Source organism: Leucobacter sp. (genome assembly GCF_053528595.1).
The window spans coordinates 1-22,948 of the sequence record NZ_JAIVPF010000020.1 but is presented as its reverse complement, the minus strand read 5'-3'; the positions used below and the strand labels follow the sequence as shown (position 1 = coordinate 22,948).

Sequence of the window (22,948 nt, the reverse complement as noted above, 5' to 3'; positions counted from 1 at the left end):
ACCTCGCCCTCACCCCCGCCCCTGCTTCTGCCCCTCGCTCCCGGAATCTCCGCGCGTCAGTAGATGCTGCCTCGCGCCCTTTGAGGCGGCGACTACTGGCGCGCGAAGAGAGAAACCCGGGGGGGGGAGGAGAGGGCGGCGCGGGCGCCGATGAGTCAGACGTCGAGGCCGTTGACGCGCTGGATCTCGCGCTGGTACTCTGCGATCACGCTGCGGGAGATGCGGCAGTCGAGCAGGATCGTGCCCTGCGCCCCGGCCGCGGTCCAGGCGCGCAGCGCCTCGAGGTCCTCGAGCCGATGCACCCGCACGCCCTGCGCGCCGAGGGCGGTCGCGAGCCCCGCGAAGTCGACGTCGGGGATGAGCATCGGCGCCTCGTTCAGGCCCATCACGCCGTAGAGGTGCACCTCGGCGCCGTACGCGCCGTCGTTCCAGACCACGATCACGTTGCTGGGCGAGGTGCGGATCGCGGTCTCCAGGTCGGCGAGCGCCATGAGGCCGCCGCCGTCGCCGGTGCTCAGCACGGTGGTGGTGCCGGGCGCCGCGGCTGCGACGCCGGCGACCGTGGGGAAGCCGAGACCGATCGTCTGATAGGCGGTGCCCACCATGACCAGCCGCTCGGGCGATGCGACCGGCCAGTACATGCTCGCCCAGCCGATGAAGTGACCGCCGTCGGTGGTGATGTGGCGCTCGGCCGGCAGCAGCTCGGCGAGGCGGGCGGCGACGCTGCGGGGGTCGAGGCGCCCGTCGGCGCAGACGCCATCGGGGTGCTCGGCGAAGCCGGTGTCGCGCACGCGCAGCGCGCCCCCGGGTTCGAGGCCGGGCACGCTCTCGCGCCAGCCGCCGGGCACCCGTCCCGCCGTGACGAGCGCACCCAGCAGCGTGCCGAGGGTGGCCCGGGCGTCGCCCTGCAGCAGCAGGTGCGTGATGGGGCGGTTGGTCTTCGGGGGAGCGACCTGCTCGTCGTCGATGCGGATCACGGTGGCGCCGGCGCCGAAGAGATCTCCGAAGCGCATCGTGAACTGGTTGAGGCTCGCGCCCACCACCAGCACGACGTCGGCCGTCTCGATGGTCGCCATGGCCCCCTGCTGGCCGAAGCCGCCGGTGACGCCCAGGTCGAAGTGCGGGTTCGGGAAGATGCCGCGCGCGAGCGCCGTGCTCGCGGTGAGCGCGCCGAGCATGTCCGCCATGGCGCCGAGTTCTGCGGATGCGCCCGAGAGGTGGGCGCCGCGACCCGCGACGATCACCGGGCGCTCCGCCTCGAGCAGCGCGCGCACGGCCGCCTCGATCTGGTGGCCGGCGGGGCCGCCGAGTCCCTGCGGCACGGCGGGGACGACGGGCGCGACCGGCTGAGCGACGTCGGCGACCGAGGCGCTCAGCGAGGCGAGCACCGCCGGATCGTCGAGGTCGATGCCCTGCGGCTCCGCGGCGGCGACGGGCTCGACGGCGGCCGCGGTGACGAGGTCGTAGGGGATGCCGAGCACGACCGGGCGCCGCACCCGCAGCGCGTACGAGACCGCGCGCTCCACCGTGCGCTCGATGCCGGCGACGGAGAGCATGTGGGTGCGCACGCCGAGGGCCGCGGCCAGCATCTCCTGGTCCACGTCCCACGGGCGCGGGCCGCCGCTCGGAGCGTCGCCGACGACGACGAGCATCGGGGTGCGGGCCTGCGCGGCCTCCGCGAGGGACGTGAGCGTGTTGGTGAAGCCGGCGCCGTAGGTGGTGGTGGCGACGGCCAGCCGGCCGCTGACGCGGGTGTAGGCGTCGGCCGCCGCGACGGTGCCGGCCTCGTGGCGCACGGCGGTGTAGGGGATGCCGAGCTCGGAGAGGCTCTGGATGAGGTGGGCGTTGCCGTTGCCCATGAGGCCGAAGCTGCGGTCGGCGTGGCGGGCGAGGGCGGTCGCGAGGGTATGGACGAGCGTGGGTGCAAAAGTGGACATCACAGATCCTTGTGAGAAGAACTCGAATGAGCAGGGGAACCGTGTATGTCTCGCCGGGCGTCGTAGCCCTGACAGCAGCGCCCCTTTTTCGAGCGCCTTAGCCGGCCGGGTCGGAGACGAGCCGACCGAGCTGGACGCTACCTATAGTACATATCCCGCGAGTAGTTCGTCGACATTGACTATCAATCGGTGCCGGATCCTCGAAGTCGATGCGTCGTCCGGCTGCGCTCGCTCACCGCGGCGCCCCGCTCGATCGGCCGACGGGGATCCTCCATCTCCACTCCGCTCGATCGGCGGACCCCGGATCCCGCGGCGGCGACCGGCGCTCAGCGGTAGCTCTGCGCGATGCGCTCGGCTGCGTCGTGCAGCGCCTCCACGACCGAGTCCAGGGGCTCGGGGAGCTTGAAGTGCACCACGGCGACCGCGGCCGGGGGCTCGCCGTCGATGCGGAGGGGGACGGCGATGCTCGTGACGCCGTCGATGACCTCGTCGTGACTGAGGGCGTAGCGGTTGCGGCGCGCCTCCAGGGCCGCAGCGCTGAGCTCGTCGTCGCCGAGGAAGGCCTTGCGCTCCGAGGGGGTGAGGGATGATTCGATGGCTCGGGCGGGTGCGCCGCGATCGACGGGGTGGCGCACGCCCGGGTTCCGGGCGACGCTGGCGGCGACGTTCGCGGGCTCGACGGTGGCGAGGGTCACCACGTCGTCGATGTCGAGCACGGTGACGAACGCGGTCATGCCGAGCTCGTAGGCGAGCTCGGTGAGGGCGGGCATCGCGGCGGTGTGCAGCGCGGGCGCGACGCCGCGGGCGAGCACGGTGAGCTTGGGGCCGAGGCGGATGCGGCCGGCCTGGTCGCGGGTGACGAAGCGGTGCTGCTCGAGCGTGCGCAGCACGCGGTAGGCGTTGGACCGGTGCACCCCGAGCCGCTGGGCGAGGTCGGCGATCGAGAGCGGCTGCTCGGCCTCGGCGAGCAGCTCGAGCGCGCGCAGGCCTCGGGCCAGGGTCTGCGACCCGGCGGTCTGAGAGCCGGCGGAGGCGGCCGGGGTGTCGCTCGTGGGAGTCATGGGAACCATTCTGGCGGATGCCGGGGAATCGGATGTTGTGCGAACGGGCGGGGCGGTTTATCCTGACTGTGCGATATTCAAACTTCGTGTTCAATTATAGAACATTGCGTCGGAAGAGCCACCCCCGCCAGGGCGCAGTGAGGAGAAACAGTGCAGTTCCACCACCACGGATACGTCTCCACCGATCCGCGCGTTCAGCCCGCCGCAGGCGTCGGCCTGAACCGCCCGGAGGAGCTCCCCGAGGAGATCGACGTGCTGATCGTCGGTTCGGGGCCCGCGGGCATCGTCACCGCGGCTCAGCTCGCGCAGTTCCCGAATGTCGTGACGCGCGTCGTGGAGCGCCGCGACGGACGCCTCGTGCTCGGCCAGGCCGACGGCATCCAGGCGCGCAGCGTCGAGACCTTCCAGGCCTTCGGCTTCGCGCAGCAGATCATCCAGGAGGCCTACCAGATCACGGAGACCGACTTCTGGACCCCGGACCCGGAGAACCCCGCGAACATCGTCCGCAGCTCGATCACGCCCGACGATCCGAACGGCATCAGCGAGTTCCCGCACCTCATCGTCAACCAGGCCCGCGTCATCGACTACTTCGCCGAGTACGCCCGCCGCGCGCCCGCCCGCGGTGATGTCGACTACGGCTACGAGTTCGTCGACCTCGAGGTCACGGGCGAGGGGGAGTACCCCGTCACCGTGACGCTGCGCCGGGTCTCGGGTTTCAGCGGCGCCGGGATCAACACCGTCAAGACCGGCGGCGACGACGGCGAGACCGTCGTGGTGCGCGCGAAGTACGTGGTCGGCGCCGACGGCGCCCGCTCGGCCGTGCGCCGCTCGATCGGCGGCTCGCTCGCGGGCTCCACCTCGCTGCACGCCTGGGGTGTCATGGACGTGCTCGCGGTCACCGACTTCCCCGACTTCCGCAAGAAGTGCATCATCCACTCCGAGGCCGGCAGCATCCTGCACATCCCGCGCGAGGGCAACCACCTGGCCCGCATCTACGTCGACCTCGGCGAGACCGACGAGCACGACGGCGGCAAGGTGCGCGACACCCCCCTCGAGGAGGTCATCGCCCGGGCGAACGCGATCCTGCATCCCTACACCCTCGATGTGCGCGACGTGCCCTGGCACAGCGTGTACGAGGTGGCGCACCGCCTCACCGACCGCTTCGACGACGCGGCCACCTCGCCCGACGGGAAGGGGCGCGTGTTCCTGATGGGCGACGCCTGCCACACGCACAGCGCGAAGGCCGGCCAGGGCATGAACGTGTCGATGCAGGACGGCTGGAACCTCGGCTGGAAGCTCGGCTACGTGCTCGAGGGCCGCAGCCCCGAGTCGCTGCTCAAGACCTACTCCGACGAGCGCTGGGTGACCTCGAAGAACCTCATCGACTTCGACCACGAGTGGTCGACGCTCATGGCCAAGAAGCCGGAGGAGTTCGACTCGCCCGGCGAGGTCGAGGAGTTCTACGTGCGCACCGCGGAGTTCCCGGCCGGATTCATGACGCAGTACACCGAGTCGATGCTCACGAGCGACGGGGCGAACCAGGATCTCGCGACCGGGTTCCCCATCGGCAAGCGCTTCAAGTCGGTCAAGACCACCCGCGTCTCGGACGCGGTGGAGGTGCACCTGGGGCATCACCACCGGGCCGACGGCCGCTTCCGCGTCTACGCCTTCGCCGACGCCTCGGGCGAGCGGCTGGACCGCTGGGCCGAGTGGCTGCTGACGGACGAGGCTTCGCCGCTGCGCCGCTTCACCCCCGAGGGCGCCGACCTCGACTCGGTCTTCGACGTCAAAGCCGTGCACCAGCAGCACCACCACGCCGTGGACATCTCGCGGGCGTCGAAGCTGTTCCTGCCGGCGTCGGGCCCGTTCGGGCTCACCGACTACGAGAAGATCTACGCGGCGCTGCCCGAGGAGGACATCTTCGAGCTGCGGGGGATCTCGCGCGAGGGCGCCGTGGTCGTGGTGCGTCCCGATCACTACGTGTCGGCGATCCTGCCGCTCGACCGTCCCGAGCATCTCGGCGAGTTCTTCGAGGGGCTGCTGCTGGAGCGCTGACGGGTGTGCGACTGTCCTCGTCGCCCTGCGTGAGCCTGCGAGTCGCAGGATCCATCGTGCCTGGATTCCGCGACTCGCGAGCTCCCGCAGAGTGACGGATACCCGGCACAATCCGGTCATCCTGCGCGGAGGGAGCGCAGCGAACGCAGTCGCAGGATCCACCGTGGTGAATGCGCGGCCCGGATTCTGCGTACTGCGACTCGCAGGCTCGCGCAGCACGACCGGCCTCGCCGCGCGCAGCATGACCGGCCTCGCCGGGTGCAGCCGCAGGATCCAACGCTCGACGGATTCCGCGTGCCCGGACTCGTCCCGCCGTCCCGCCGTCTCAGCGTCTCAGCCGAGAGTGAGCACCACATGGCCTCGCTTGCCGCGCGCCACGTGGCGATGAGCGTCGGCCACGCGGTCGAGCGGATAGCTCGCGTCGACGGGGGCGTCGAGCGCCCCGCGCGCTGCGAGCTCCGCGGTCTCCCGCAGGTCGGCGGCGACCCGCTCGGCGGGGCGGAGCCCGGTGAACGCGATCGTGGCGCGGCGCCGGCCGAACAGCCGCGTCCAGAGCGCCTGCGCGAGGATCGCGAACGACGGCACCGTGGTCATGTAGAGGCCGTCTGCGGCGAGCAGACGCCGCGCCCGTCGGTATCCGAGTCTGCCGTAGGCGTCGAACACGACGTCGAACGGCCCCGGTTCCTCGTCGAGGCGCGTGTGGTCGAGTGCGGCATCGGACCCGAGCGAGCGCACGAAGCCGAGGTTGCGCGCGCTGCTCGTGCCCGTGACGCGGGCGCCGAGGTGCTTCGCGAGCTGCACGGCCGCGCTGCCGACGGCCCCCGAAGCGCCGTTGACGAGCAGTCGCTGGCCGGGCCGCAGCCCAGCGGTATCGCGCAGGAACGACATCGCGGTCGCGTCCACGAGGGCCGCCGCGCGCACGGGATCGACGCCCTCGGGCACCCGCTCGACCGGCGACCCCTCACTCACGACGATGTACTCGGCGTGCGCGCCCATCGCGGCGTTGGTCGCCCCGAAGACCAGGTCGCCGACCGCGAATCGGCGCGCCTCCGGGCCGAGTGCCGTCACACGCCCGGCGAAGTCGCTGCCGAGCACCGGCACGCGCGGGCGGAACGGGCCGAAGGCGAGCCTGGCGAACCACGGCGAGCCGGACCGCGCCGCGGCGTCGGACGCGCTGACGGTCGATGCGAGCACGCGCACGAGCAGCTGGTCGCCGGTCGGCTCCGGCGTGGGGACCTCCTCCGGCGCGACGACCTCCGGACCGCCGAAGCGGTGGTAGACGGCGGCTCTCATGACGCCTCCTCGGCGGGCTGCTCCGGGTGCCGGTCGGGGTACTGGAACACCTCGTCGATACCCGTGCCGAAGACGCGTGCGATCCGGAATGCCATCTCGAGCGACGGCGAGTAGCGGCCCTGCTCGATCGCGATGACGGTTTGCCGCGTCACGCCGAGCGCGTCGGCGAGCTGCGCCTGGGTGAGCTCCCCGTGCTCGAAGCGCAGGGCGCGGATGCGGTTGGTGACGCGGGTCGGCCTGACCATCTCAGAACCCCCGCCGGTAGGCGACGATCTTGACGACCGCGCTCGAGACGGCCTGCAGCACGAAGGCGAGGTAGATGACGTTCGCGATCCAGAAGTGCGGCCACTCGGCGAGGGCCATTCCCAGTGCCGCCAGGGCGCCGGCCACGAGCACCAGGAGCGTGCGGACCGTGGCCATCCGGTCGATCTCGCGGTCGCGGTCGTCGGTGCGGTAGGCATCCGCCTCCTGCTGCGGGGCGGCGGCCGAGCGCACCGCGTCGGTGGGGCGCTCGGTTCCGGATCCCGCGCCTCCGGCTTCTCGGACGGCCTCGCCCGCGGCCCGCTGCGCGATCTCCTGCCGCACGGCGCTGCTCACCCCTCGCGCGACGCCCGCGCCGATCTCGACGACGATGCGCAGCACGATGGAGGCCGCGATCGAAGCGCCCATCGCCCACAGCAGGGGAGCCTGATAGGCCGTCTCGGTGATCGGATCGGCCGCTCGCGCGAGCACGACCGCCGCGTAGGCGGCGTAGACGGCCGCCGACACGAACAGGTACACCCAGGTGCCCCGCTCTTCGTAGGACATGGCGCCCTCCTCGGTGTCAAAAATTCTTTACTCATGAATGTAAAGCTGCTTTTACGTCATGTCAAGAATGTCTTACATTCTGGGGCTCGAAGATCGCGCGGCCGCGCTCGAGACCGATGGTTGTGTTCGAGACCGAGCGAACTATCGGCGCTGCAGGGCTCGGCTTCGGGGAATTGGCTCGGGTTCGGGGGCGGGGAGGCGGGGCGGGATTGGGGCGGCGAGGGCGGGGGAGAGCGTGGGAGGCGGGGGCGGGGCGGCGGCGAGGGCGGGGGAGGCGGGAGACGCGCGCGCAGCAGAGAGGCCCCGGGGTCCGAACGGATCCCGGGGCCTCTCGAGGCTGCTGCGTGCTACTTCGCGGCGAAGCGGAAGAGCTTCTTGTTGGCGAACTCGAGCATGCCGACCTTGCCGAGCTCGCGCCCGTAGCCCGACTTCTTCACGCCGCCGAAGGGCACGTCGGCGCCCTCGAGGCCGGCGCCGCCGATGAACACCATGCCCACGTCGAGCTGGTTGCCGACCTGCTCGGCGCGCTCGAGATCGTCGCAGATGACGACCGATCCGAGGCCGTAGGGCGAGGAGTTGGCCAGCTCGATGGCCTCTTCATCGCTCGACACCTTGTAGAGCTGCGCGACGGGGCCGAAGAGCTCCTGGCTGTACACGTCCATCGCCGGGGTGATGTTCGAGATCACGGTCGGGGTGAAGACGTTGCCCTCGGGCTCGTTGTTGCCCACGAGCACCTCGGCGCCCTGATCCAGCGCGCCCTGCACCTGCGAGGCGAGCGTCTTGGTGGCCTGCGCCGAGGAGAGGGGACCGAAGTCGTCGCCGTAGCTCTGCCCGCCGATGGCGGCCACGAACTTCTCCTTGAACTCGTCGAAGTACTTGTCGAGCACGACGATGCGCTTGGAGCCGTTGCAGGCCTGGCCCGTGTTCTCCATGCGGCCGCCCACGGCGTGCTCGACCGCGTGATCGAGATCATCGGTGTCGAGCACGAGGAAGACGTCGGAGCCGCCGAGCTCGAGCACGCACTTCTTCAGTGCGCGACCGGCCTGCTCGGCCACGATCGCGCCGGCCCGCTCCGAGCCGGTCAGCGACACGCCCTGGATGCGGTCGTCGGCGACGATGTCGGCGATCTGGTCGTGCGTGGCGAACACGTTGACGTAGGCGCCCTCGGGGAAGCCTGCGTCGCGGAAGAGCTGCTCGAGCGCGAGGGCCGACTCGGGGCACTGCGCCGCGTGCTTCAGGATGATCGTGTTGCCGAGGATGAGGTTCGGCACGGCGAAGCGGGCGACCTGGTAGTAGGGGTAGTTCCACGGCATGATGCCGAGGATCACGCCGGTGCCCTGGAAGCGGAAGAACGAGCGCAGGCCGTCCTCCACCTCGAGCTCCTCGTCGGCCAGCCACTTCTCGGCGTTCTTCGCGAACGCCGCGGTGATCGCACCCGAGAACTCCGCCTCGCCGATCGACTGGTCGAGCGGCTTGCCCATCTCGCGGTTGATGATGGCGCCCAGCTCGTCCTTGCGCTCATCGAAGAGCTCCGCGGCGCGCTGCGCGAGTGCCGCGCGCTCGGCGACGGTCGTCTTGCGGGCCCACTCCTGGTAGGCCTTCTGCGCCGAGGCCAGGCCGGCCTCGATCTCCTCAGCGGTCGCGTCGGGGTACTCGGCAACGGTCTCGCCCGTGGCCGGATTGATGACGGCGAAGGTGCCCATAGATGACTCACTCCTTAGTGACTTCGTCGGGGTATTGGGTACGCCCAGTCTCGCATACCTGGCTGCGCAGCACTAGCTGGGTGCACGCCGAGTTCTGGGTGTCCTACCGCGGTTTGTTCGACGAAATCGGAAGTGAAATCCCGCAAAGGCTACGGAATCAGTTCCGGTGCGAGGGCATCAGGCCGCCGCGCCCGGTGATCCCGGCTCGCGCGAGCAGCAGATAGATCTCGCAGCCGAGGCAGAAGCCGATCGAGGCGTTGAGCGCGGCGGCCACGAATGCGGCCGCGCCCGCGATGGCGAGCGCCCAGGGAACGCCGAGGAGGTGCAGCAGCAGCCCCGCGCCGACCACGACCAGTCCGACCCCCTGGGCGAAGCGCGGCGGGCGCGGATCCTCCCACTCCGTCGGAGGGGACAGCCGGGGCTGGATCACCGCTCGGAACAGGGCGGAGAGCGGCTGGGTCCTCGCGGAGACGAGCGACCACGCGAAGAGGAGGGCGACGAGTGAGAGGGCCAGGAAGCCGGGATCCGCGGCGCGTTCGCCCGGCGACAGCGACGCCAGCGATCCGCCCGTCGAGTTGCCGACGAGCGCGAGCGCGATGCCGGCCAGCAGCAGCAGGGCGGTGATGCCCGCGCTCACTCGCGGCCCGCGCGCATCGATGGCGCCGGCGGGGCGGGGAGTCTCGGCGGTGGAGGGGTCGAGGTCAGTCATGATGGGGGTCTCCTGCGATCTGTTCCAGTTCTCGGGTGATGGTGCGACGATCGATCGTGCCGGTGAAGCGCGAGCGGGGTACCCCGCCGCCGTCGAGGATCAGCACCGTGGGCGTCTGCAGCAGACGGTGCTTCGAAGCGAGATGCGGCTGATCGGTGACGTCGACGTGCACGAAGTCGACGCCCGAGTAGCGGGCCACGAGCTCGGAGAGCACCCGGCGCGTGCCCGGGCAGCGGGAGCAGTAGGCGGTGCTGAACTGCACCACCGTCCCCTCCGTGCCGAAGCCGTCGATGCCGAACTCCTCGGGCGCCACGTGCGCGGCGTGATCGATGCGGCGCGCACGACCGGGCCGGTTCCGCGCCAGCACCGCGAGGCCGGCGGTCAGCGCCAGCAGCCCGATCAGCAGGCCGAGGGCGAGCAGCGGGGTCATGGCCGACTCCGTTCCGTTGTGCGGGCGAGCGAGGCGCGACGTGCGAACGCGAGTCCCGCCGTGGCGAATGCCGCGATCGCGAGCGCGAGCAGTGCCGCCGTCGCCATCGCGAGGCGCGGCCCGACGTCGGCGGAGGCTCCGGTGTCCGAGAGCAGCCCGGTCGTCGAGGTCTTCGTCGCTGCGGAACCGGCGTCGAGACTGCGATCGGAGACCGTCTCGAGATCCCGGATCTCCTCGTCCGGCTCCGGCCCGTTCCCTTCGACCGGGTCCGAGTCGTCGATCGGCTCGTCGTCGTCGTTCTCGATGGGCGCGGCGGGCTCCTGCGCGAGTGAGAACGGGACGTTCAGGGTGAACGACGCCCGGGTGGACTGCACTCCGAGCTGGGCCAGGGTCGGGCCGGGCGAGCCCGCCGACGTGGTGCCGGTGAGTGCCCGGGCGGTGATCCAGTTGGTCGAGGTGCTGCTCGCGGTCAGAACGGCCTCGCCGCTCTCACCGTCACCCGGCTGCAGGTAGAAGGTCTCTCCCGGAGCGAGCACGAGGCTGTTCACGGGTTCTCCGTCCTCGTCCGCCGGAGCCGCGGCGTGCAGGGGCGCCGGCGAGGCCCCGGGAGAGGATTCCTCTTCCGGTGAGGGATCCGGCTGCTCACGGAGCAGGCCCGCTCCTGTGCTGTCCTCGAGACCGCTCAGCGTGATCTCCGCGGCCTGCGATCCCTCGTAGCGGAACGGCCCGATCGCCGATGCGAGGTCGTTGCGCTCGTAGTGCTCCAGGGCTCCCGCGAGCGTCGCGACGGGCTCGGGAGTCGGGACGGGCTGCGTGTCCCCCAGCTCGACGAGGTGCAGATAGGTCTGCACCACGTTCGTCGCGTTCGCGTACTCGCGGTACTCGTAGTTCGGCTGCGCTCCGAATACGCCGAAGCCGGTGAAGGCGACGTCGCCGATCTGCACGGGCTGCTCGGGGTCGGCCGCCCCCGAGAACACGATCCGGTAGATCGTGGAGTAGGCTCCGTAGCTCGCTCCCGGAGGGATGTTGCCGCTGGTGCGGGACTCGGGCTCGCCTCCGTCGAAGGTGTGGCTCACCGACCCCGTGGAGACGTCCGAGAAGCTGACGCCGTCGAGGCTGCGCTGCAGTCTCCAGGCGGTCGGCGTATCGGACTGCTCGCCGCCCGCGAGGGTGGTCACGGTGTAGGAGCGGGGCTCGAAGTCCGCGGGGAACACGAACTCGAGGATCGCCTCGCCCGGAGCGGCGGCGCGCCAGCCGGTGGAGGGGTCGCCGTCGAGTACGGCACCGGGGTCGAAGCCATCGGCGGTGTGCTCCGACGCGGCGGAGCGGGGGCTCGCGTAGCGAGTGGTGTCGAGGCGCTTGCCGTCGGTGAAGTGCCAGACGGCGGCCTGGGTGCCCGCGATCGCCTCCCAGTTCTTCACGTTCCCCGAGCTCTGGGGCAGCCGGTTCGCGGCCTTCAGATCCGTGGTGAGCTGCGCCACGGTGAGTTCGGGGTACGAACTCCGGAGCACGCGCGCGACGGCGCCCTGGTGCGGATTCTGCGCGAGGTGTCCGTTCGCGCTCCAGTCCTCCTCCCGATAGCGGGAACCGCTCGGGAGGCTGGGGCCCTGCGAAGCGTCGACGGCGGTGGCGGCGAAGTCGGCCGAGTAGACGCCGGTGCTCTGGTGGGTTCCCGTCGAGGTGAGACCCACGAGGTCGGTCCGGGTCGTGGTGCCGTCGGTGAAGGCCACCCGCTCAAGGGTGGGGCTCAGCTCGGCGCGCGGGTGGTAGACGTAGCCGCGCTCGGTGGCCTCGCCGTCCGGGTCGTAGTGCTCGGGCGAGTTCTGGTCGATCTCCCAGCTCACCTGCAGCGTGTCGTCGGCGCGTTGCGACGAGCTCGAGAGGGTGGAGAGCGTCTCGCGGGCGGCGAAGGGGGAGACCTGCTGCTTGCCGAAGAGCGCGTGCACCGAGGTGGTGGTGATCGAGGCGGTCTGCGCGGAGACGGTCGCGGATCCCGCCGCGGCGGGCGAGGCGGTGGGCTGCACCCAGAAGCTCGTGCCGGCGCTCTGGGCGCCGGTGAGCGTCTGGCCGGCCGCGTCGACGAGCCGCGCCGGTCCGCTGACGGACGGCGTCGCATCGGTGTTCGCATCGAGCACGAACGGGCCGAAGGCGCCCTGCGGCTCGACCGTGAACTCGGTGCGCCCGGTTTCGGAGCGGATCTCGAGGCGCGGGCTCTGCGCCGAGGCGGGCTCCCGGCCTTCGGAGAACTCGAGCAGGTATCGGTAGAGGAGCTTGACGCGAGCGGTGTTCGGGCTCGTGTTGTTCGGATCGAGCGAGACATCATCGGTCAGGTGCCAGATCGCGGCCTGGGTGGCCGCGATCGCGTCGCTCTCTGGGAAGTACCCGCTGGGGAAGGACTCGTAGCCGGCGGTGGCTCGGAGCGTGTCGCGCAGCGCGGTCGTCGTGACGCGGGGGTAGGAGTTCTTCAGGATCCACTCCACCCGGCCCTCGTTCGCGATCGTGGAGCTCCGAGGCAGATCGCCCCAGGGGGCTTCGGTGTAGTCGTTGTTGTTCTGAGGCGGCGTGCCGGTGAAATCGACCGAGTAGCCGCTCGTGCTGGTGGCGCCGGCCTGTCCCGTGAGGTTGTAGAGCCGGGTCGCGAAGTTCGACGCCGATGCCGTGGTGCGAATGCTCGTGCCGGACGCCGAGCTGCCGAAGTACTTGTATCGGTCGGACACGGCCGCTTCGGCCGGAGTCCCGCTCGCCCATGAGGAGGAGAGCGCGAGCAGTCCGATCACGGCGGCGGCGAGGATGAGTCGTGCAGGCCGTCTGCCGGAGACGGACGGCGGCGGCGAGGGAGGGGTCATGATCACCGAGCGTAGGTTCGGGGAGTCCTCCCGCAAAACACGATTGTTACAAAATGCAATATGACCCATAATCCAGGGCAATGTGTTGTGGGGGTCGCCGCTCGCTGAGCCGACGATCCGACCGGTGCTCGGTGCGATTCGGGTCTCGGAATCCGCTCCGATGCCGCAGAATAGCCCCATGACGAAACACACGCTGGGCAACGCCACCGACACCGGGCACATCCACGTCGGCAAGGGACTCAACACCGGAGCGCTCGGCGTGGTGGGCTCCACCATCATCGGGCTCGCCTCGACGGCCCCGCTCTACTCCCTCGCCGCCACGCTCGGCTACGTGATCCTCGCGGTGGGTGCGCAGGCGCCGCTCGTGTTCATCGTCGCCTGCATCCCGATGATCTTCGCGGCGTTCGCCTATCAGGAGCTCAATCGCGAGATGCCCGACTGCGGCACGACCTTCGTGTGGGGCACCAAGGCGTTCGGGCCGGTGGTGGGCTGGCTCGGCGGCTGGGCCGTCGCGGTCTCCGCGATCATGGTGCTCGCGAACGTGGGCGAGATCACGGGCAAGTACTTCTGGCTGCTGCTCGGCAACGAGGAGTTCGCGGACAACCGGGTGATCGTGGTCGCCACCTCGGTCGTGTTCATGGCCATCATGACCTTCGTCAGCACGATCGGCGTGCAGATGGGGGAGCGGCTGCAGATGGTGCTCATGACCGTCCAGATCACCGCCATGGTGCTGTTCGGGGTGCTCGCGCTCGTGCACGCGTTCGACGGCAGCAACCCCGGCTCGGTCGCCTTCGACTGGCAGTGGTTCAACCCGGCCGAGCTCGGCTCGTGGTCGGGCTTCATGGAGGGCGTGCTGCTGGCCCTCTTCATCTACTGGGGCTGGGACACCTGCCTCGCGCTGAACGAGGAGACGAAGAACCCGCGCAAGACGCCCGGCCGCGCCGCGCTGTCGAGCATCGTGATCCTCATCATCCTCTACGTGGGCGTCTCGATCGCAGTGATGATGTTCGCGGGCTTCGGCGACACCGGCTTCGGCCTCACGAACGAGACGAACCTCGACGACGTGTTCTCGGTGCTGGGCGGGGTGCTGTTCGGGCCGTGGGGCTGGTTCCTGCTGCTCGGCGTGATGCTCTCGGCCGCATCGTCGACTCAGACCACGATCCTCCCGACCGCGCGGGGGACGCTCTCGATGGCGGTCTACCGCGCGCTCCCCGCGAAGTTCGCGGAGCTGCACCCGACGTTCAAGACCCCGTGGTTCTCGACGACGCTGATGGGCGTCACGGCGATCATCTACTACGTCGGCATGTCGATCCTCTCGGAGGACATGCTCGCCGACTCGCTCACCTCGATGGGCCTCGCGGTCGCCCTCTACTACGCCATCACCTCGTTCGCGTGCGTCTGGTACTTCCGGAGCACGCTGCGCGACAGCGCGCGGAACCTCTGGATGCGCGGGATCCTGCCGCTGCTGGGCGGTCTGCTGCTCGGCTACGCGTTCGTGCAGTCGGCGATCGACATGTGGAGCACCGACTACAGCGAGACGGTGCTGCTGGGCGTGGGCGGGGCCTTCGTGATCGGCGTCGGGGCGATCCTCCTCGGCTTCGTGCTGATGGGGATCTGGTGGCTGCGGCCGGGCTCGCGGGCGTTCTTCCGCGGCGAGAGCCTGAACCGCGACACCCCGGTGCTGGTGCCGGACGAGTGAACCGGGATCCGCTGCGCGCGTCTCGGCCCGACACTCCGCTCGAAACGTAACGGAGACTTCACGCGCCGGTGACGGAGCGTAACGCGGGGGACACATCGCTGCGCTGGAATAGTGGCCATGGGCACCCCGGTAACCGTCGAGGTCAGGCGGCAGACGCATCCGACTCGCACCGGTGACGCCGTCACCTGGGTCGAGGAGGGGCTCCGCCTCGCCCGGGAGTTCGAGGGCTGCCTCGGCGGCGGGGTGATCCGCGACAGCAGCGATGAGAGCGTGCTGCACGTCATCTACCGGTTCTCCGATGAGCGCTCGCTCATCGGATGGGAGCAGTCGGAGCAGCGACGACGCTGGCTCGACGAGGGCTCCCCGCTCGTCCTCGATGCGCGGGTGCAGCGTCGCACCGGCATCGAGGGCTGGTTCGACGGCCCGCAGCTGCGTCGCAGCGTGAACGCCCGCACCGGCGATGCGCGCACGATCGTGGTGCGCTCGGCCCCGCAGCGCTGGAAGCAGGCGCTGGCCATCTGGATCGGCATGTACCCCGTGAACGTGCTGTCGACCTGGGCCGTCTCGCTGTTGCCCTGGTGGGGCGGCATCGCGATCCCGCTGCGCTCGGCGATGGTCGTGACGGTGCTCGCCCCGCTGATGACCTTCGTCATGATGCCGATGGTGACGAGGATCCTGCGGCGCTGGTTGCGCCGCAATCCCGGCATGATCCGGAAGGAGCGCTCCCTGCTCGAGGCGCTCGACTCCCGCGCCGCCGGCGCGCGGTGACGGCTCTCTGCGGCCGAGGTCGACACACCGGCCGGTGCGGCCTCGGCGCGGGCCGGGCGGCCGGGTATCCTGTTCCCGATGCGCGCGCGTCGCACGTGCGGCGTCGCGAGCCGGTGAGTCCCGGCGGAGAAGGTGCAGGAGCCGATGACGGAGCGATTCGACACGATCGTGGTGGGCGCGGGGGTCTCGGGACTCGTCGCGGCGCGGCTGCTGGCCGGCGCGGGCCGGCGGGTGGTGGTGCTCGAGGCGCGCGACCGCCTCGGCGGGCGTCTGCACACGGAGCGGGAGGGGGGCCGTGTCACCGATCTCGGGGCGTCCTGGATCCACGGCATCTCGGACAGCCCCGTGCACGAGGTGACCACCGGCCTCGGCATGCCCGAGACCGAGTTCACGGTGGGCAGTTACCAGGCCGGCGGGCGGCCGATCGCCTACTACGGACCCGACGGCGGACGTCTGAGCGACGCCGCGACCGAGCAGTTCATCGCCGATGTCGCAACGGTCGACGCGCGACTGGCGACGGTGATCGCAGCGGCGGATCCCGGGAGCTCCTACGCCGACGTCTCGGACGCCGCGGTGGGCGCCGTGGCGACCGAGCGGGGGTGGGACGCGGAGCGCGCCGAACGGGTCACCGAGTACCTGTACCACCGCTCCGAGGAGCAGTACGGCGCCGACGCGGTGCTGCTCGATGCGCACGGTCTCGACGACGACGCGATCGAGGGCGAGGAGGTGGTGTTCCCCGAGGGGTACGACCGGCTCGCAACGCATCTCGCCCAGGGACTCGACGTGCGGCTCGAGCACGAGGTCACCTGCGTGACCCGGAGCGACGGGGGCGTCGAGGTCGCCGTGCGCCGCCCCGCGGGTGCTGAGCACGACGCGGGCGCCGCGGCGGTGTTCGCGGCCGACCGCGCCGTCGTGACGCTGCCCATCGGCGTGCTGCGGTCCGGGACAGTGCGGTTCGAACCGCCCCTGCCGGAGTCCGTCGCCGGAGCCGTCGACGCGCTCCGGATGAACGCGTTCGAGAAGATCTTCCTGCGGTTCCCCGAGCGCTTCTGGGAGCCCGGCGTCTACGCGATCCGGCGCCAGGGGGATGCGGCGGAGTGGTGGCACTCCTGGTACGACCTCACCGGCCTGCACGGCGAGCCGACGCTGCTCACCTTCGCCGCCGGGGAGTGCGCCAAGCAGATCCGGGACTGGCCCGAGGAGCGCGTCGTGGCGTCGGTGATGACCGCCCTGCGCGACATCTACGGCGAGTCGATCCCGGATCCCGCACACGCACGGATCACGCACTGGCAGGACGACCCCTACGCGCGCGGCTCCTACGCCTACATGACCGTGGGATCGCGCCCTGAGGACCACGACGTCATCGCGACCCCGATCGGGGGAGCGTCGGGCTCGGATGTCCGTCGGGGCGCCGGGCACGAGGCGGCCGCCGCGGTGCTGCACCTCGCCGGCGAGGCGACCTGGACCGAGGATCCCGCGACCGTGACGGCGGCGCTGCGCTCCGGGCACCGCGCCGCCGAGCGGATCCTCGGCCGCTCCCTGCCCTACAGCGCGCTGCTCGGCGGTGTCGGCGGGTACTGAGGCGCGGCCTCGCCCGCGGGGAGCGGGGCCGCGGGGTCCGCGACCGCCCCGGCGGACGCCGTCCGCGCCGCCTGCTCGGCCTGAGCGGCCCGGGCCTCCCGCTGCTCCTGCACGGCCCGCACCGCGCGGGCGCGGCTCCGGGCTCGCAGGGCCCGAACGATGAGCAGGATCGCGACGGCGAGCACCGCCGCGAGGGCGAGCCACGGCAGCAGGATGCCGAGCAGGACGAGCGCGCCAGCACCGGCCGCGGTGAGCGAGTCGAGGCCCGCGAGCAGGCCCTCCCAGAAGTTCGCGGGGCCGCCGCCGGGCAGCGCCGACTTCGTGCCGAGCGACACCCAGATGGTGGCCTCGTCGACCTGGCCCTCCAGCGACTTCAGCTGCGCGCGCAGCCCGTCGAGCTCCTGCTGGCGCTGCGACAGGGCCGCCTCGGCCTCGATGAGCTCGGTGGTGGTGTCCGCGCCGGCCATGAGCTTGGTGAGCCGCTCGACCGACGCCTCGAGCGCTGCGACCCGCGCCTGCAGGTCGACGTGCTCGGCCGTCACGTCGACCGCCGAGCGGCTCTGCGTGACGACGTCGCCCACCCCGGTCAGCGCCTCGAAGGTCTCGTCGAGGCGATCCTCGGGCACGCGCAGGGTGAGGTCGGCGCCCGCGGCCGCATCGCCGCTCGCGCGGTGCACGGTCATGGACTCGACGGAGCCGCCCGCGCGCCGGGCGATCTCGGAGACCTCCTCGGCGGCCGTGTCGGGATCCGCGACCTCGATCGAGATCTCGCCCGTGCGGATCACGGAGCGCGAGGACTGATCCTCGACCGCCTGCGGGGCGCTCTCGAACGCGCCGTCCGCGCCCGCGGCGTCGCGGGCGACCTCGGGAAGGGCGAGGTCCTCGGAGCTGGAGGCGCCCCCGCCGGATCCCGGCAGGGCGGAGCACGCCGAGAGCGGCGCGAGGAGCAGTGCTGCTGCGAGCAGCGCGGTGAGGGATGATCGACGCTTCATGGTCACACCATACGTCGCCCCCGGTTAGGCGGGCGTTAGAATCCGGCGGTTCCGCCGCACGTCGCCGGATCGTTACGGGAGCGGCAGCGAGAGGGTGCCGGTCTCGGGAGGCGGCTCGACGGTGCGCCCCTTGAGATCCGGGATCCAGCGCATCGTCGCCGCCGCGCACACCGCCGCGATGACGAGCAGCCCGGTGGAGACGAGGATCGCGCCGTGTGCGCCCCCGGCGTCGATCGCGACGCCGCCGAGCGCCGATCCCGTGGCGACCCCCACCAGCTGGCCCGTGCCGATCCAGCCGTACGCCTCTGCGGTCTCGGAGAACTTGACGGTCGCGCTCACGATGTTCGAGATCGCGGCGAACACCGGTGCCGTGCCGAGCCCGCCGAGGAAGAGCACCGCGCTGAGCCACCACATGTTCAGGCTCACCAGGCAGGCCGCGGTGCCGGCGAGGACGACCCCGATCCGCAGCAGCGGCGACCAGGGCCGCATCGCGCGGTGGCCGATGAGCAGGCCGCCGACGAGCGAGCCGCCGGCGAAGATCGCCAGCACGATGCCCGACTCGATGCTGCCGTGCCCGCCGCCCGAGTCGCCGTGGCCGGCGAAGGCGGCCACGATGCCGGCCTCGATCGCGGCGAAGGAGGCTACGAAGAAGAACCCGACGACGGTCGAGATGATCACGGTGGGATAGCGCAGCACCGCGCCGAGCCCGCGCTTCGACGGCAGCAGCCGCACCTCCCCGACGGCCCGGCTCATGATGAACCAGGCGCCGCCTCCCAGCAGGAACGCGGCCGCGACGCACAGGCCGGCCGCCGTGCCGAACTGGGAGGAGATGAACACGGCGACGACGGGGCCGAGCACCCAGATGATCTCCTGCGCCGAGGCGTCGAGCGAGAACAGCGCCGAGAGCTGGCTGCCGGGCACCAGCTTCGGGTAGAGCGTGCGCACCGCGGGGGTGACCGGGGGCGTCGAGAGGCCGACGAGGAAGGCGATCCCGGAGACGATGGGGAGCGGGAGGTGCACGAGCGCGACGGTCACCAGCAGCCCGGAGCACAGCAGCGAGGTGATGGTGAGCACGCGGCGCATGCCCCACCGGCCCATCAGACGGCTGCTCAGCGGCCCCGAGACGGCCTGGCCGATGCTCTGCGTCGCGAGCACGATGCCGGCCGAGGTGAAGTCGCCGTAGGCGAGCTGGATGTGCAGCAGCAGGATGATCGAGAGCATCCCGAAGGGGAAGCGGGCCATGAGCTGCGAAACGAGTATGCGGAAGACGCCCGGATTCCGTCCCAGATCACGATAGATGCCCATCAGAGCAGTATATGGCCGAAACCGTCACCGAAGTCAGCGTCGGGCTTCGGATTCAGCGGTCTGGCGCGTTGAATCATGCATATTCGAGCGATCGCTCGGTGTGCGCGGGTTCCGACGGCGTACGGGCCCGGCGAGGGTCGCGTCGCGACCGGGGGACGGGCTCTTGGCCCTGTCTCCGGTCGGGGGTACCGTGGAGGCATGACGCACCAGGAGCAGAACGGACGCCGGTCGGACGGCGCGGCGCCGGAGCACGACGCGCACCTCGAGGCGGAGCTCGAAGAGGTCTGGCAGCAGGAGTCGCCCGAGACCGCGAGGCGCACCGAGTTCGCCGACGAGGTCGACGGAGAGCTCGGCACGCGTGCGGTGCCTCGCGCGGGCGACTGAGGGAGAGCGCGCCGACCCCGGGATGCGGGCCTCGCCCGCCGTTGCGCCTCGCCCGCCGGGCTGCCGTTGCGAGGTGCTGCCGCTACGCCGCGGCGAGGAGGCCCGCGTAGTCGTGCGCGAGCCACGCGGTACTGCACGGGGTGCCCTCGGCCAGGTGGAGGGTGCGCGTGCGCGGGTCCATGATCGCCGAGACGAGCGTGGCCCACTGCGCGGCGGCGTCCGAGCGCGCGTCGGGGTGGCAGCAGATCGCGGAGGGCGCGTCGGCGTGATCGCCGAGTGCGGCCTGCAGATCCGGGACGGAGGCGGGAGTCTCCCGCTGCGCGATGAGACGCTCCATGCGGCCGTAGCGGACGAAGCTGTCGGCCATCTGCGCCGGGGCCAGGTCGTATCCGCCGACGGGCGTGCGGACGAAGTGGTTGGTGTGGATCACCGCGCCGTCCGCCGAGATCAGCGGGTGCACCGTGCGGGCGTCGCCGGGTGCGGTCTCGACGTTCAGGATCGCGCCGTCCGCGCTCGCCACGATGTAGTTGCCGGACGAGGCCCGGGGTGCGGTCGAGAGGATCTCCACGACATCCGCGACGTGGGCCGCGTCGGCGACCGCGCGCACGAGCACGTGGAAGGGCACGCCCCGCGCGCCTCCGTCGAGCGAGCACACGATCGTGTTGATGCCGATCGCCATGCCGGCCTGGTTCATCGTGGTCTTCGCCAGCAGCCCGGCCTCCACGACGGTCACGTAGTTGGGGCCGTCCTCGCGCTCGACCTCGAGCACGACGACCCCGTCCGCGAGCACGTCGAGCCAGTCCCAGTTCTGCCCCACGAGCGCGCGGCCCTCGGCGGTGCGGTCGGGTTCGAGCGCGAAGCTCGAGCACTCCCCGCGCAGCCAGGGCGCGACGCCCTCCGCCTGCCGCACCGCCGCCCGCCACAGCACCTCCGTGCGGCAGTTCATCGCGAGCACGTCGGCGAAGGACAGGCCCGCGCCGTCGGCGATGCCCCGCAACTCGACGAGGAGCTCGGGGAAGTGCTCCTCGATGGCGGGCGCGAACCCGAGCGCGAACTCCACCGCCTCGGACCAGGCGACGCCCTTGGCGGCGAACGCCCGCTCGTAGCCCTCGCGGGTGCGCATGATCTGGGCGCGGGCGAGCGAGCCGTACTGGCGCGACCGGGCGGCCGCGTCGCCGCTCACGCGGAACCGGGGGTAGCGGGTGTCCATCAGGCCTCCTCGGGCGCGGTCAGCGAGAACGGTCCGTGCTCGCGCGTGTGGTCGGCGATCTCGCGGGTCGGCGCGATCCAGGCGCCCGTCTCGACCAGGCGCCCCAGGATCGCGTCGAGGAAGGCGAGGCGCGAGGGGCGTCCGGTGAGGAACGGGTGGAATGTGAGCATCACGTGCCCGCCGAGGGAGGCGATGCCGTCGATCTCGGGCAGCCAGACGTCGAGCACCTCGCGGGGCGACCGGATGGTCTTCTCCCACGTGTCGTTCGCGAACCAGAAGTGCGGTGCGTCGTCGAGGATCCAGGAGATCGGGACCTCGACGAGATCGTGCGTCTCGTGGCGGTAGGGGAGGATGTGGTCGAGGAGGTTCGAGCTGTAGCTCAGCCCGGCCTCCTGCAGCAGGTCGAGCGTGTGCGGCGTGAACTCCCACGAGGGTGAGCGGTACCCGGTCACCTCGGCCCCGAGGCCCCTCAGCGCCTCCAGGCCGTCGTACAGCTCGGCGCGCTCCTCGGCCTCGGTGAGCTGCGTCGGATTCGTGTGGCTGTGCCCGTGATGGGCGACCTCGTGGCCGTCGGCGAGGATCGCGCGCACCGCGTCGGGGTGCCGCAGCGCATCCTTGCCCGGCACGTAGAAGGTGGCCGTGACCCCGTGCTTGCGCAGCAGGCCGAGGATCAGCGGCACACCGACCTTCGGCCCGTAGGCCCCCTGCGACAGCACCCCCGGCCGGCTCGCGTTGTCGGGGTTCTCGCCGATCCAGAGCTCCTCTGCATCGAAGTCGAAGCTGAGCGTCGCCGCGTACCGGCGTCCGTCAGGCCACGTCGTCATGGCGTTCTCCTTTTTCCTCTGCGCCGCGGCGCCGATCACTGGTGCGTCCCCGAGCGATTCGGGTGCCCTTCCCAGTTTCCGAGAGCGCGCGGGAGGGTGCATGGGGTGATTGACGTATTCTGTCTCATCCTGTGCGGGGTGCGCCCGGGTCCTGCGCCCGCCGGGTTCCGGGTCGGGCACGAGCGCGACGCCTCTGCAGCACCGGCTCTTCGCCGTTCGACATGACACGAGCGGGGCCCGGACTGCGATAGTCCGGACCCCGCTCGCGTCGCTCGTGCGCCCTTCAGGCGCTGGTCGCTACGCGCCCGGCGTGCTCGTCGAGTACACGGTGCCGCCCGTGCTCTGCGCCCGGCGACCCGAGCGGCGGCGTCCGCCCTGCTGCTCGCCGCCGGAGCGCGTCGCCTGGCGTTCGCCCTGCGAACGGTGCTGCTGCGCGCCGCCCTGGGCGCGGTCGGAGCGCCGTGCGCCGCCCTGGGCGCCGCGATCCTGGCGTCCCTGCTGGCCGGCCTGCTGCGAGCCCTGCTGGCCCGCACCGGATCCGGCGCCGCGCCCGCGGCCGCCGCGCGAGCGCTTCCGCTTCGCGTTCGCGCCGGTCGACTGGCCCGCCCCGGGCGGGTTGTGGCCGGCCGCGCGCTGCTGCGCGGCCTGGGCCTCGGTGCGCCGGCGCTCGATCTCGCGCGGGTCGACGCGCGGCGCCACCTCGCCGATGAGCGCGAGCACCTCGGGGTCGACGTTCGCGGCGTTCGGGTCGACGTGGCGCGGGGTCACGCGGATCTTCGCCGCGCGCATGATCTGCTTCATCTCGCCGCGCTGCTCGGGCAGCACGAGGGTGACCACGTCGCCCTCGTTGCCGGCGCGCGCGGTGCGGCCGGAGCGGTGCAGGTAGGCCTTGTGCTCGACCGGCGGATCGATGTGCACGACCAGATCGACGCCGTCCACGTGCACACCGCGCGCAGCGACGTCGGTGGCGACGAGCACCTTGGCCTCGCCGCTCACGAACTCGGCGAGGTTGCGGTCGCGGGCGTTCTGCGACAGGTTGCCCTGCAGCTCCACGGCGGGGATGCCGCGCGCCGTGAGCTGCTTGGCCAGCTTCTTGGCCTGGTGCTTCATGCGGGTGAAGAAGATGCGGCGGGCGGTGCCGCTCGCGAGCGCCTCGATGAGCGCGTCCTTCTGATCCTTGCCCGACACCTCGAAGACGTGGTGGGTGAGCTGCGGCACGTGGCTCTCGGCGCTGTCGACCGAGTGCAGGATCGGGTCGTGCAGGTACTTCTTCACGACGTTGTCGACCCCGTTGTCGAGGGTCGCGCTGAAGAGCAGGCGCTGGCCCTGCTTCGGAGTCTTGTT

At 71.3% G+C, this 22,948-nt stretch carries 19 protein-coding genes; 5 read left to right on the top strand and 14 right to left on the bottom strand.

The genetic code is table 11. The features are described 5' to 3' along the window. Positions 1 to 155: 155 nt before the first annotated feature. A complete protein-coding gene (locus tag ACWKZU_RS02950; RefSeq protein WP_449280898.1) occupies positions 156 to 1,937 on the bottom strand; it encodes a thiamine pyrophosphate-binding protein in 1,782 nt (593 codons plus the stop codon). Positions 1,938 to 2,263: 326 nt separating this feature from the next. Next, on the bottom strand, positions 2,264 to 2,998 hold the full coding sequence (locus ACWKZU_RS02945; RefSeq protein WP_449280897.1) for an IclR family transcriptional regulator: 735 nt from the start codon (positions 2,996 to 2,998) through the stop codon (positions 2,264 to 2,266). A 150-nt stretch (positions 2,999 to 3,148) separates the two neighbouring features. On the opposite strand from ACWKZU_RS02945, the gene ACWKZU_RS02940 reads away from it, so the two are divergent. Further along, a complete protein-coding gene (locus tag ACWKZU_RS02940; RefSeq protein WP_449280896.1) occupies positions 3,149 to 5,053 on the top strand; it encodes an FAD-dependent monooxygenase in 1,905 nt (634 codons plus the stop codon). Positions 5,054 to 5,386: 333 nt separating this feature from the next. Here the strand turns inward: ACWKZU_RS02940 and ACWKZU_RS02935 are convergent, their stop codons facing one another. The 7 genes from ACWKZU_RS02935 to ACWKZU_RS02905 all read right to left on the bottom strand — a co-directional run bounded on the left by ACWKZU_RS02935 (position 5,387) and on the right by ACWKZU_RS02905 (position 12,841). Continuing rightward, positions 5,387 to 6,346, bottom strand: a complete 960-nt coding sequence (locus ACWKZU_RS02935) for an NAD(P)-dependent alcohol dehydrogenase (RefSeq protein ID WP_449280895.1) — start codon at positions 6,344 to 6,346, stop codon at positions 5,387 to 5,389. Continuing rightward, the gene (locus tag ACWKZU_RS02930; protein WP_449280894.1) at positions 6,343 to 6,591 is read right to left on the bottom strand and encodes a helix-turn-helix transcriptional regulator; all 249 of its coding nucleotides are present in this window, start codon (positions 6,589 to 6,591) and stop codon (positions 6,343 to 6,345) included. Before ACWKZU_RS02930 ends, ACWKZU_RS02935 begins: the two co-directional genes overlap by 4 nt. A 1-nt stretch (position 6,592) precedes the next feature. Beyond that, on the bottom strand, positions 6,593 to 7,153 hold the full coding sequence (locus tag ACWKZU_RS02925; RefSeq protein ID WP_449280893.1) for a hypothetical protein: 561 nt from the start codon (positions 7,151 to 7,153) through the stop codon (positions 6,593 to 6,595). Positions 7,154 to 7,500: 347 nt separating this feature from the next. Next, entirely contained in the window at positions 7,501 to 8,856 is a 1,356-nt protein-coding gene (locus ACWKZU_RS02920; RefSeq protein ID WP_449280892.1) for an NAD-dependent succinate-semialdehyde dehydrogenase, read from the bottom strand. A gap of 157 nt (positions 8,857 to 9,013) precedes the next feature. Continuing rightward, a complete protein-coding gene (locus ACWKZU_RS02915) occupies positions 9,014 to 9,565 on the bottom strand; it encodes a DUF4395 family protein (RefSeq protein ID WP_449280891.1) in 552 nt (183 codons plus the stop codon). Then, positions 9,558 to 9,995, bottom strand: coding sequence for a thioredoxin family protein (locus ACWKZU_RS02910; RefSeq protein WP_449280890.1), 438 nt, complete (start codon positions 9,993 to 9,995; stop codon positions 9,558 to 9,560). Before ACWKZU_RS02910 ends, ACWKZU_RS02915 begins: the two co-directional genes overlap by 8 nt. Next, entirely contained in the window at positions 9,992 to 12,841 is a 2,850-nt protein-coding gene (locus ACWKZU_RS02905) for a Cys-Gln thioester bond-forming surface protein (RefSeq protein WP_449280889.1), read from the bottom strand. Before ACWKZU_RS02905 ends, ACWKZU_RS02910 begins: the two co-directional genes overlap by 4 nt. A gap of 178 nt (positions 12,842 to 13,019) precedes the next feature. Here ACWKZU_RS02905 and ACWKZU_RS02900 point away from each other — a divergent pair, with 178 nt between their 5' ends. From ACWKZU_RS02900 to ACWKZU_RS02890, 3 genes are all read left to right on the top strand, one after another. Further along, positions 13,020 to 14,540 (top strand): APC family permease, encoded by a 1,521-nt coding sequence (locus tag ACWKZU_RS02900; protein ID WP_449280888.1) that lies wholly within the window; start codon positions 13,020 to 13,022, stop codon positions 14,538 to 14,540. A 117-nt stretch (positions 14,541 to 14,657) separates the two neighbouring features. Then, positions 14,658 to 15,308, top strand: a complete 651-nt coding sequence (locus tag ACWKZU_RS02895) for an antibiotic biosynthesis monooxygenase (protein WP_449280887.1) — start codon at positions 14,658 to 14,660, stop codon at positions 15,306 to 15,308. Positions 15,309 to 15,452: 144 nt separating this feature from the next. Beyond that, on the top strand, positions 15,453 to 16,889 hold the full coding sequence (locus ACWKZU_RS02890) for a flavin monoamine oxidase family protein (RefSeq protein WP_449280886.1): 1,437 nt from the start codon (positions 15,453 to 15,455) through the stop codon (positions 16,887 to 16,889). On the opposite strand, the gene ACWKZU_RS02885 is transcribed toward ACWKZU_RS02890, so the two are convergent. Further along, positions 16,853 to 17,881: a DUF4349 domain-containing protein gene (locus tag ACWKZU_RS02885; RefSeq protein ID WP_449280885.1), complete on the bottom strand. Its 1,029-nt coding sequence runs from the start codon at positions 17,879 to 17,881 to the stop codon at positions 16,853 to 16,855. The genes ACWKZU_RS02890 and ACWKZU_RS02885 overlap by 37 nt on opposite strands. A 72-nt stretch (positions 17,882 to 17,953) precedes the next feature. Further along, positions 17,954 to 19,186, bottom strand: a complete 1,233-nt coding sequence (locus ACWKZU_RS02880) for an MFS transporter (RefSeq protein ID WP_449280884.1) — start codon at positions 19,184 to 19,186, stop codon at positions 17,954 to 17,956. Between the two features lie 198 nt (positions 19,187 to 19,384). Here ACWKZU_RS02880 and ACWKZU_RS02875 point away from each other — a divergent pair, with 198 nt between their 5' ends. Further along, complete coding sequence (locus ACWKZU_RS02875) at positions 19,385 to 19,570, top strand: hypothetical protein (RefSeq protein WP_449280883.1); 186 nt, start codon at positions 19,385 to 19,387, stop codon at positions 19,568 to 19,570. A gap of 82 nt (positions 19,571 to 19,652) precedes the next feature. Here ACWKZU_RS02875 and ACWKZU_RS02870 read toward each other — a convergent pair whose 3' ends face one another. The 3 genes from ACWKZU_RS02870 to ACWKZU_RS02860 all read right to left on the bottom strand — a co-directional run. After that, the gene (locus ACWKZU_RS02870) at positions 19,653 to 20,780 is read right to left on the bottom strand and encodes a C45 family autoproteolytic acyltransferase/hydolase (protein ID WP_449280882.1); all 1,128 of its coding nucleotides are present in this window, start codon (positions 20,778 to 20,780) and stop codon (positions 19,653 to 19,655) included. Beyond that, complete coding sequence (locus tag ACWKZU_RS02865; protein WP_449280881.1) at positions 20,780 to 21,604, bottom strand: polysaccharide deacetylase family protein; 825 nt, start codon at positions 21,602 to 21,604, stop codon at positions 20,780 to 20,782. Before ACWKZU_RS02865 ends, ACWKZU_RS02870 begins: the two co-directional genes overlap by 1 nt. A gap of 297 nt (positions 21,605 to 21,901) precedes the next feature. Further along, positions 21,902 to 22,948 (bottom strand): helicase-related protein (locus tag ACWKZU_RS02860; protein WP_449280880.1); only part of this gene is annotated, 1,047 nt, incomplete at its 5' end.

Coding starts and splice junctions, on each gene's coding strand:
- ACWKZU_RS02950 (WP_449280898.1), bottom strand. CDS start 1,937: ATGTCCACTTTTGCACCCACGCTCGTCCATACCCTCGCGACCGCCCTC.
- ACWKZU_RS02945 (WP_449280897.1), bottom strand. CDS start 2,998: ATGACTCCCACGAGCGACACCCCGGCCGCCTCCGCCGGCTCTCAGACC.
- ACWKZU_RS02935 (WP_449280895.1), bottom strand. CDS start 6,346: ATGAGAGCCGCCGTCTACCACCGCTTCGGCGGTCCGGAGGTCGTCGCG.
- ACWKZU_RS02930 (WP_449280894.1), bottom strand. CDS start 6,591: ATGGTCAGGCCGACCCGCGTCACCAACCGCATCCGCGCCCTGCGCTTC.
- ACWKZU_RS02925 (WP_449280893.1), bottom strand. CDS start 7,153: ATGTCCTACGAAGAGCGGGGCACCTGGGTGTACCTGTTCGTGTCGGCG.
- ACWKZU_RS02920 (WP_449280892.1), bottom strand. CDS start 8,856: ATGGGCACCTTCGCCGTCATCAATCCGGCCACGGGCGAGACCGTTGCC.
- ACWKZU_RS02915 (WP_449280891.1), bottom strand. CDS start 9,565: ATGACTGACCTCGACCCCTCCACCGCCGAGACTCCCCGCCCCGCCGGC.
- ACWKZU_RS02910 (WP_449280890.1), bottom strand. CDS start 9,995: ATGACCCCGCTGCTCGCCCTCGGCCTGCTGATCGGGCTGCTGGCGCTG.
- ACWKZU_RS02905 (WP_449280889.1), bottom strand. CDS start 12,841: ATGACCCCTCCCTCGCCGCCGCCGTCCGTCTCCGGCAGACGGCCTGCA.
- ACWKZU_RS02900 (WP_449280888.1), top strand. CDS start 13,020: ATGACGAAACACACGCTGGGCAACGCCACCGACACCGGGCACATCCAC.
- ACWKZU_RS02895 (WP_449280887.1), top strand. CDS start 14,658: ATGGGCACCCCGGTAACCGTCGAGGTCAGGCGGCAGACGCATCCGACT.
- ACWKZU_RS02890 (WP_449280886.1), top strand. CDS start 15,453: ATGACGGAGCGATTCGACACGATCGTGGTGGGCGCGGGGGTCTCGGGA.
- ACWKZU_RS02885 (WP_449280885.1), bottom strand. CDS start 17,881: ATGAAGCGTCGATCATCCCTCACCGCGCTGCTCGCAGCAGCACTGCTC.
- ACWKZU_RS02880 (WP_449280884.1), bottom strand. CDS start 19,186: ATGGGCATCTATCGTGATCTGGGACGGAATCCGGGCGTCTTCCGCATA.
- ACWKZU_RS02875 (WP_449280883.1), top strand. CDS start 19,385: ATGACGCACCAGGAGCAGAACGGACGCCGGTCGGACGGCGCGGCGCCG.
- ACWKZU_RS02870 (WP_449280882.1), bottom strand. CDS start 20,780: ATGGACACCCGCTACCCCCGGTTCCGCGTGAGCGGCGACGCGGCCGCC.
- ACWKZU_RS02865 (WP_449280881.1), bottom strand. CDS start 21,604: ATGACGACGTGGCCTGACGGACGCCGGTACGCGGCGACGCTCAGCTTC.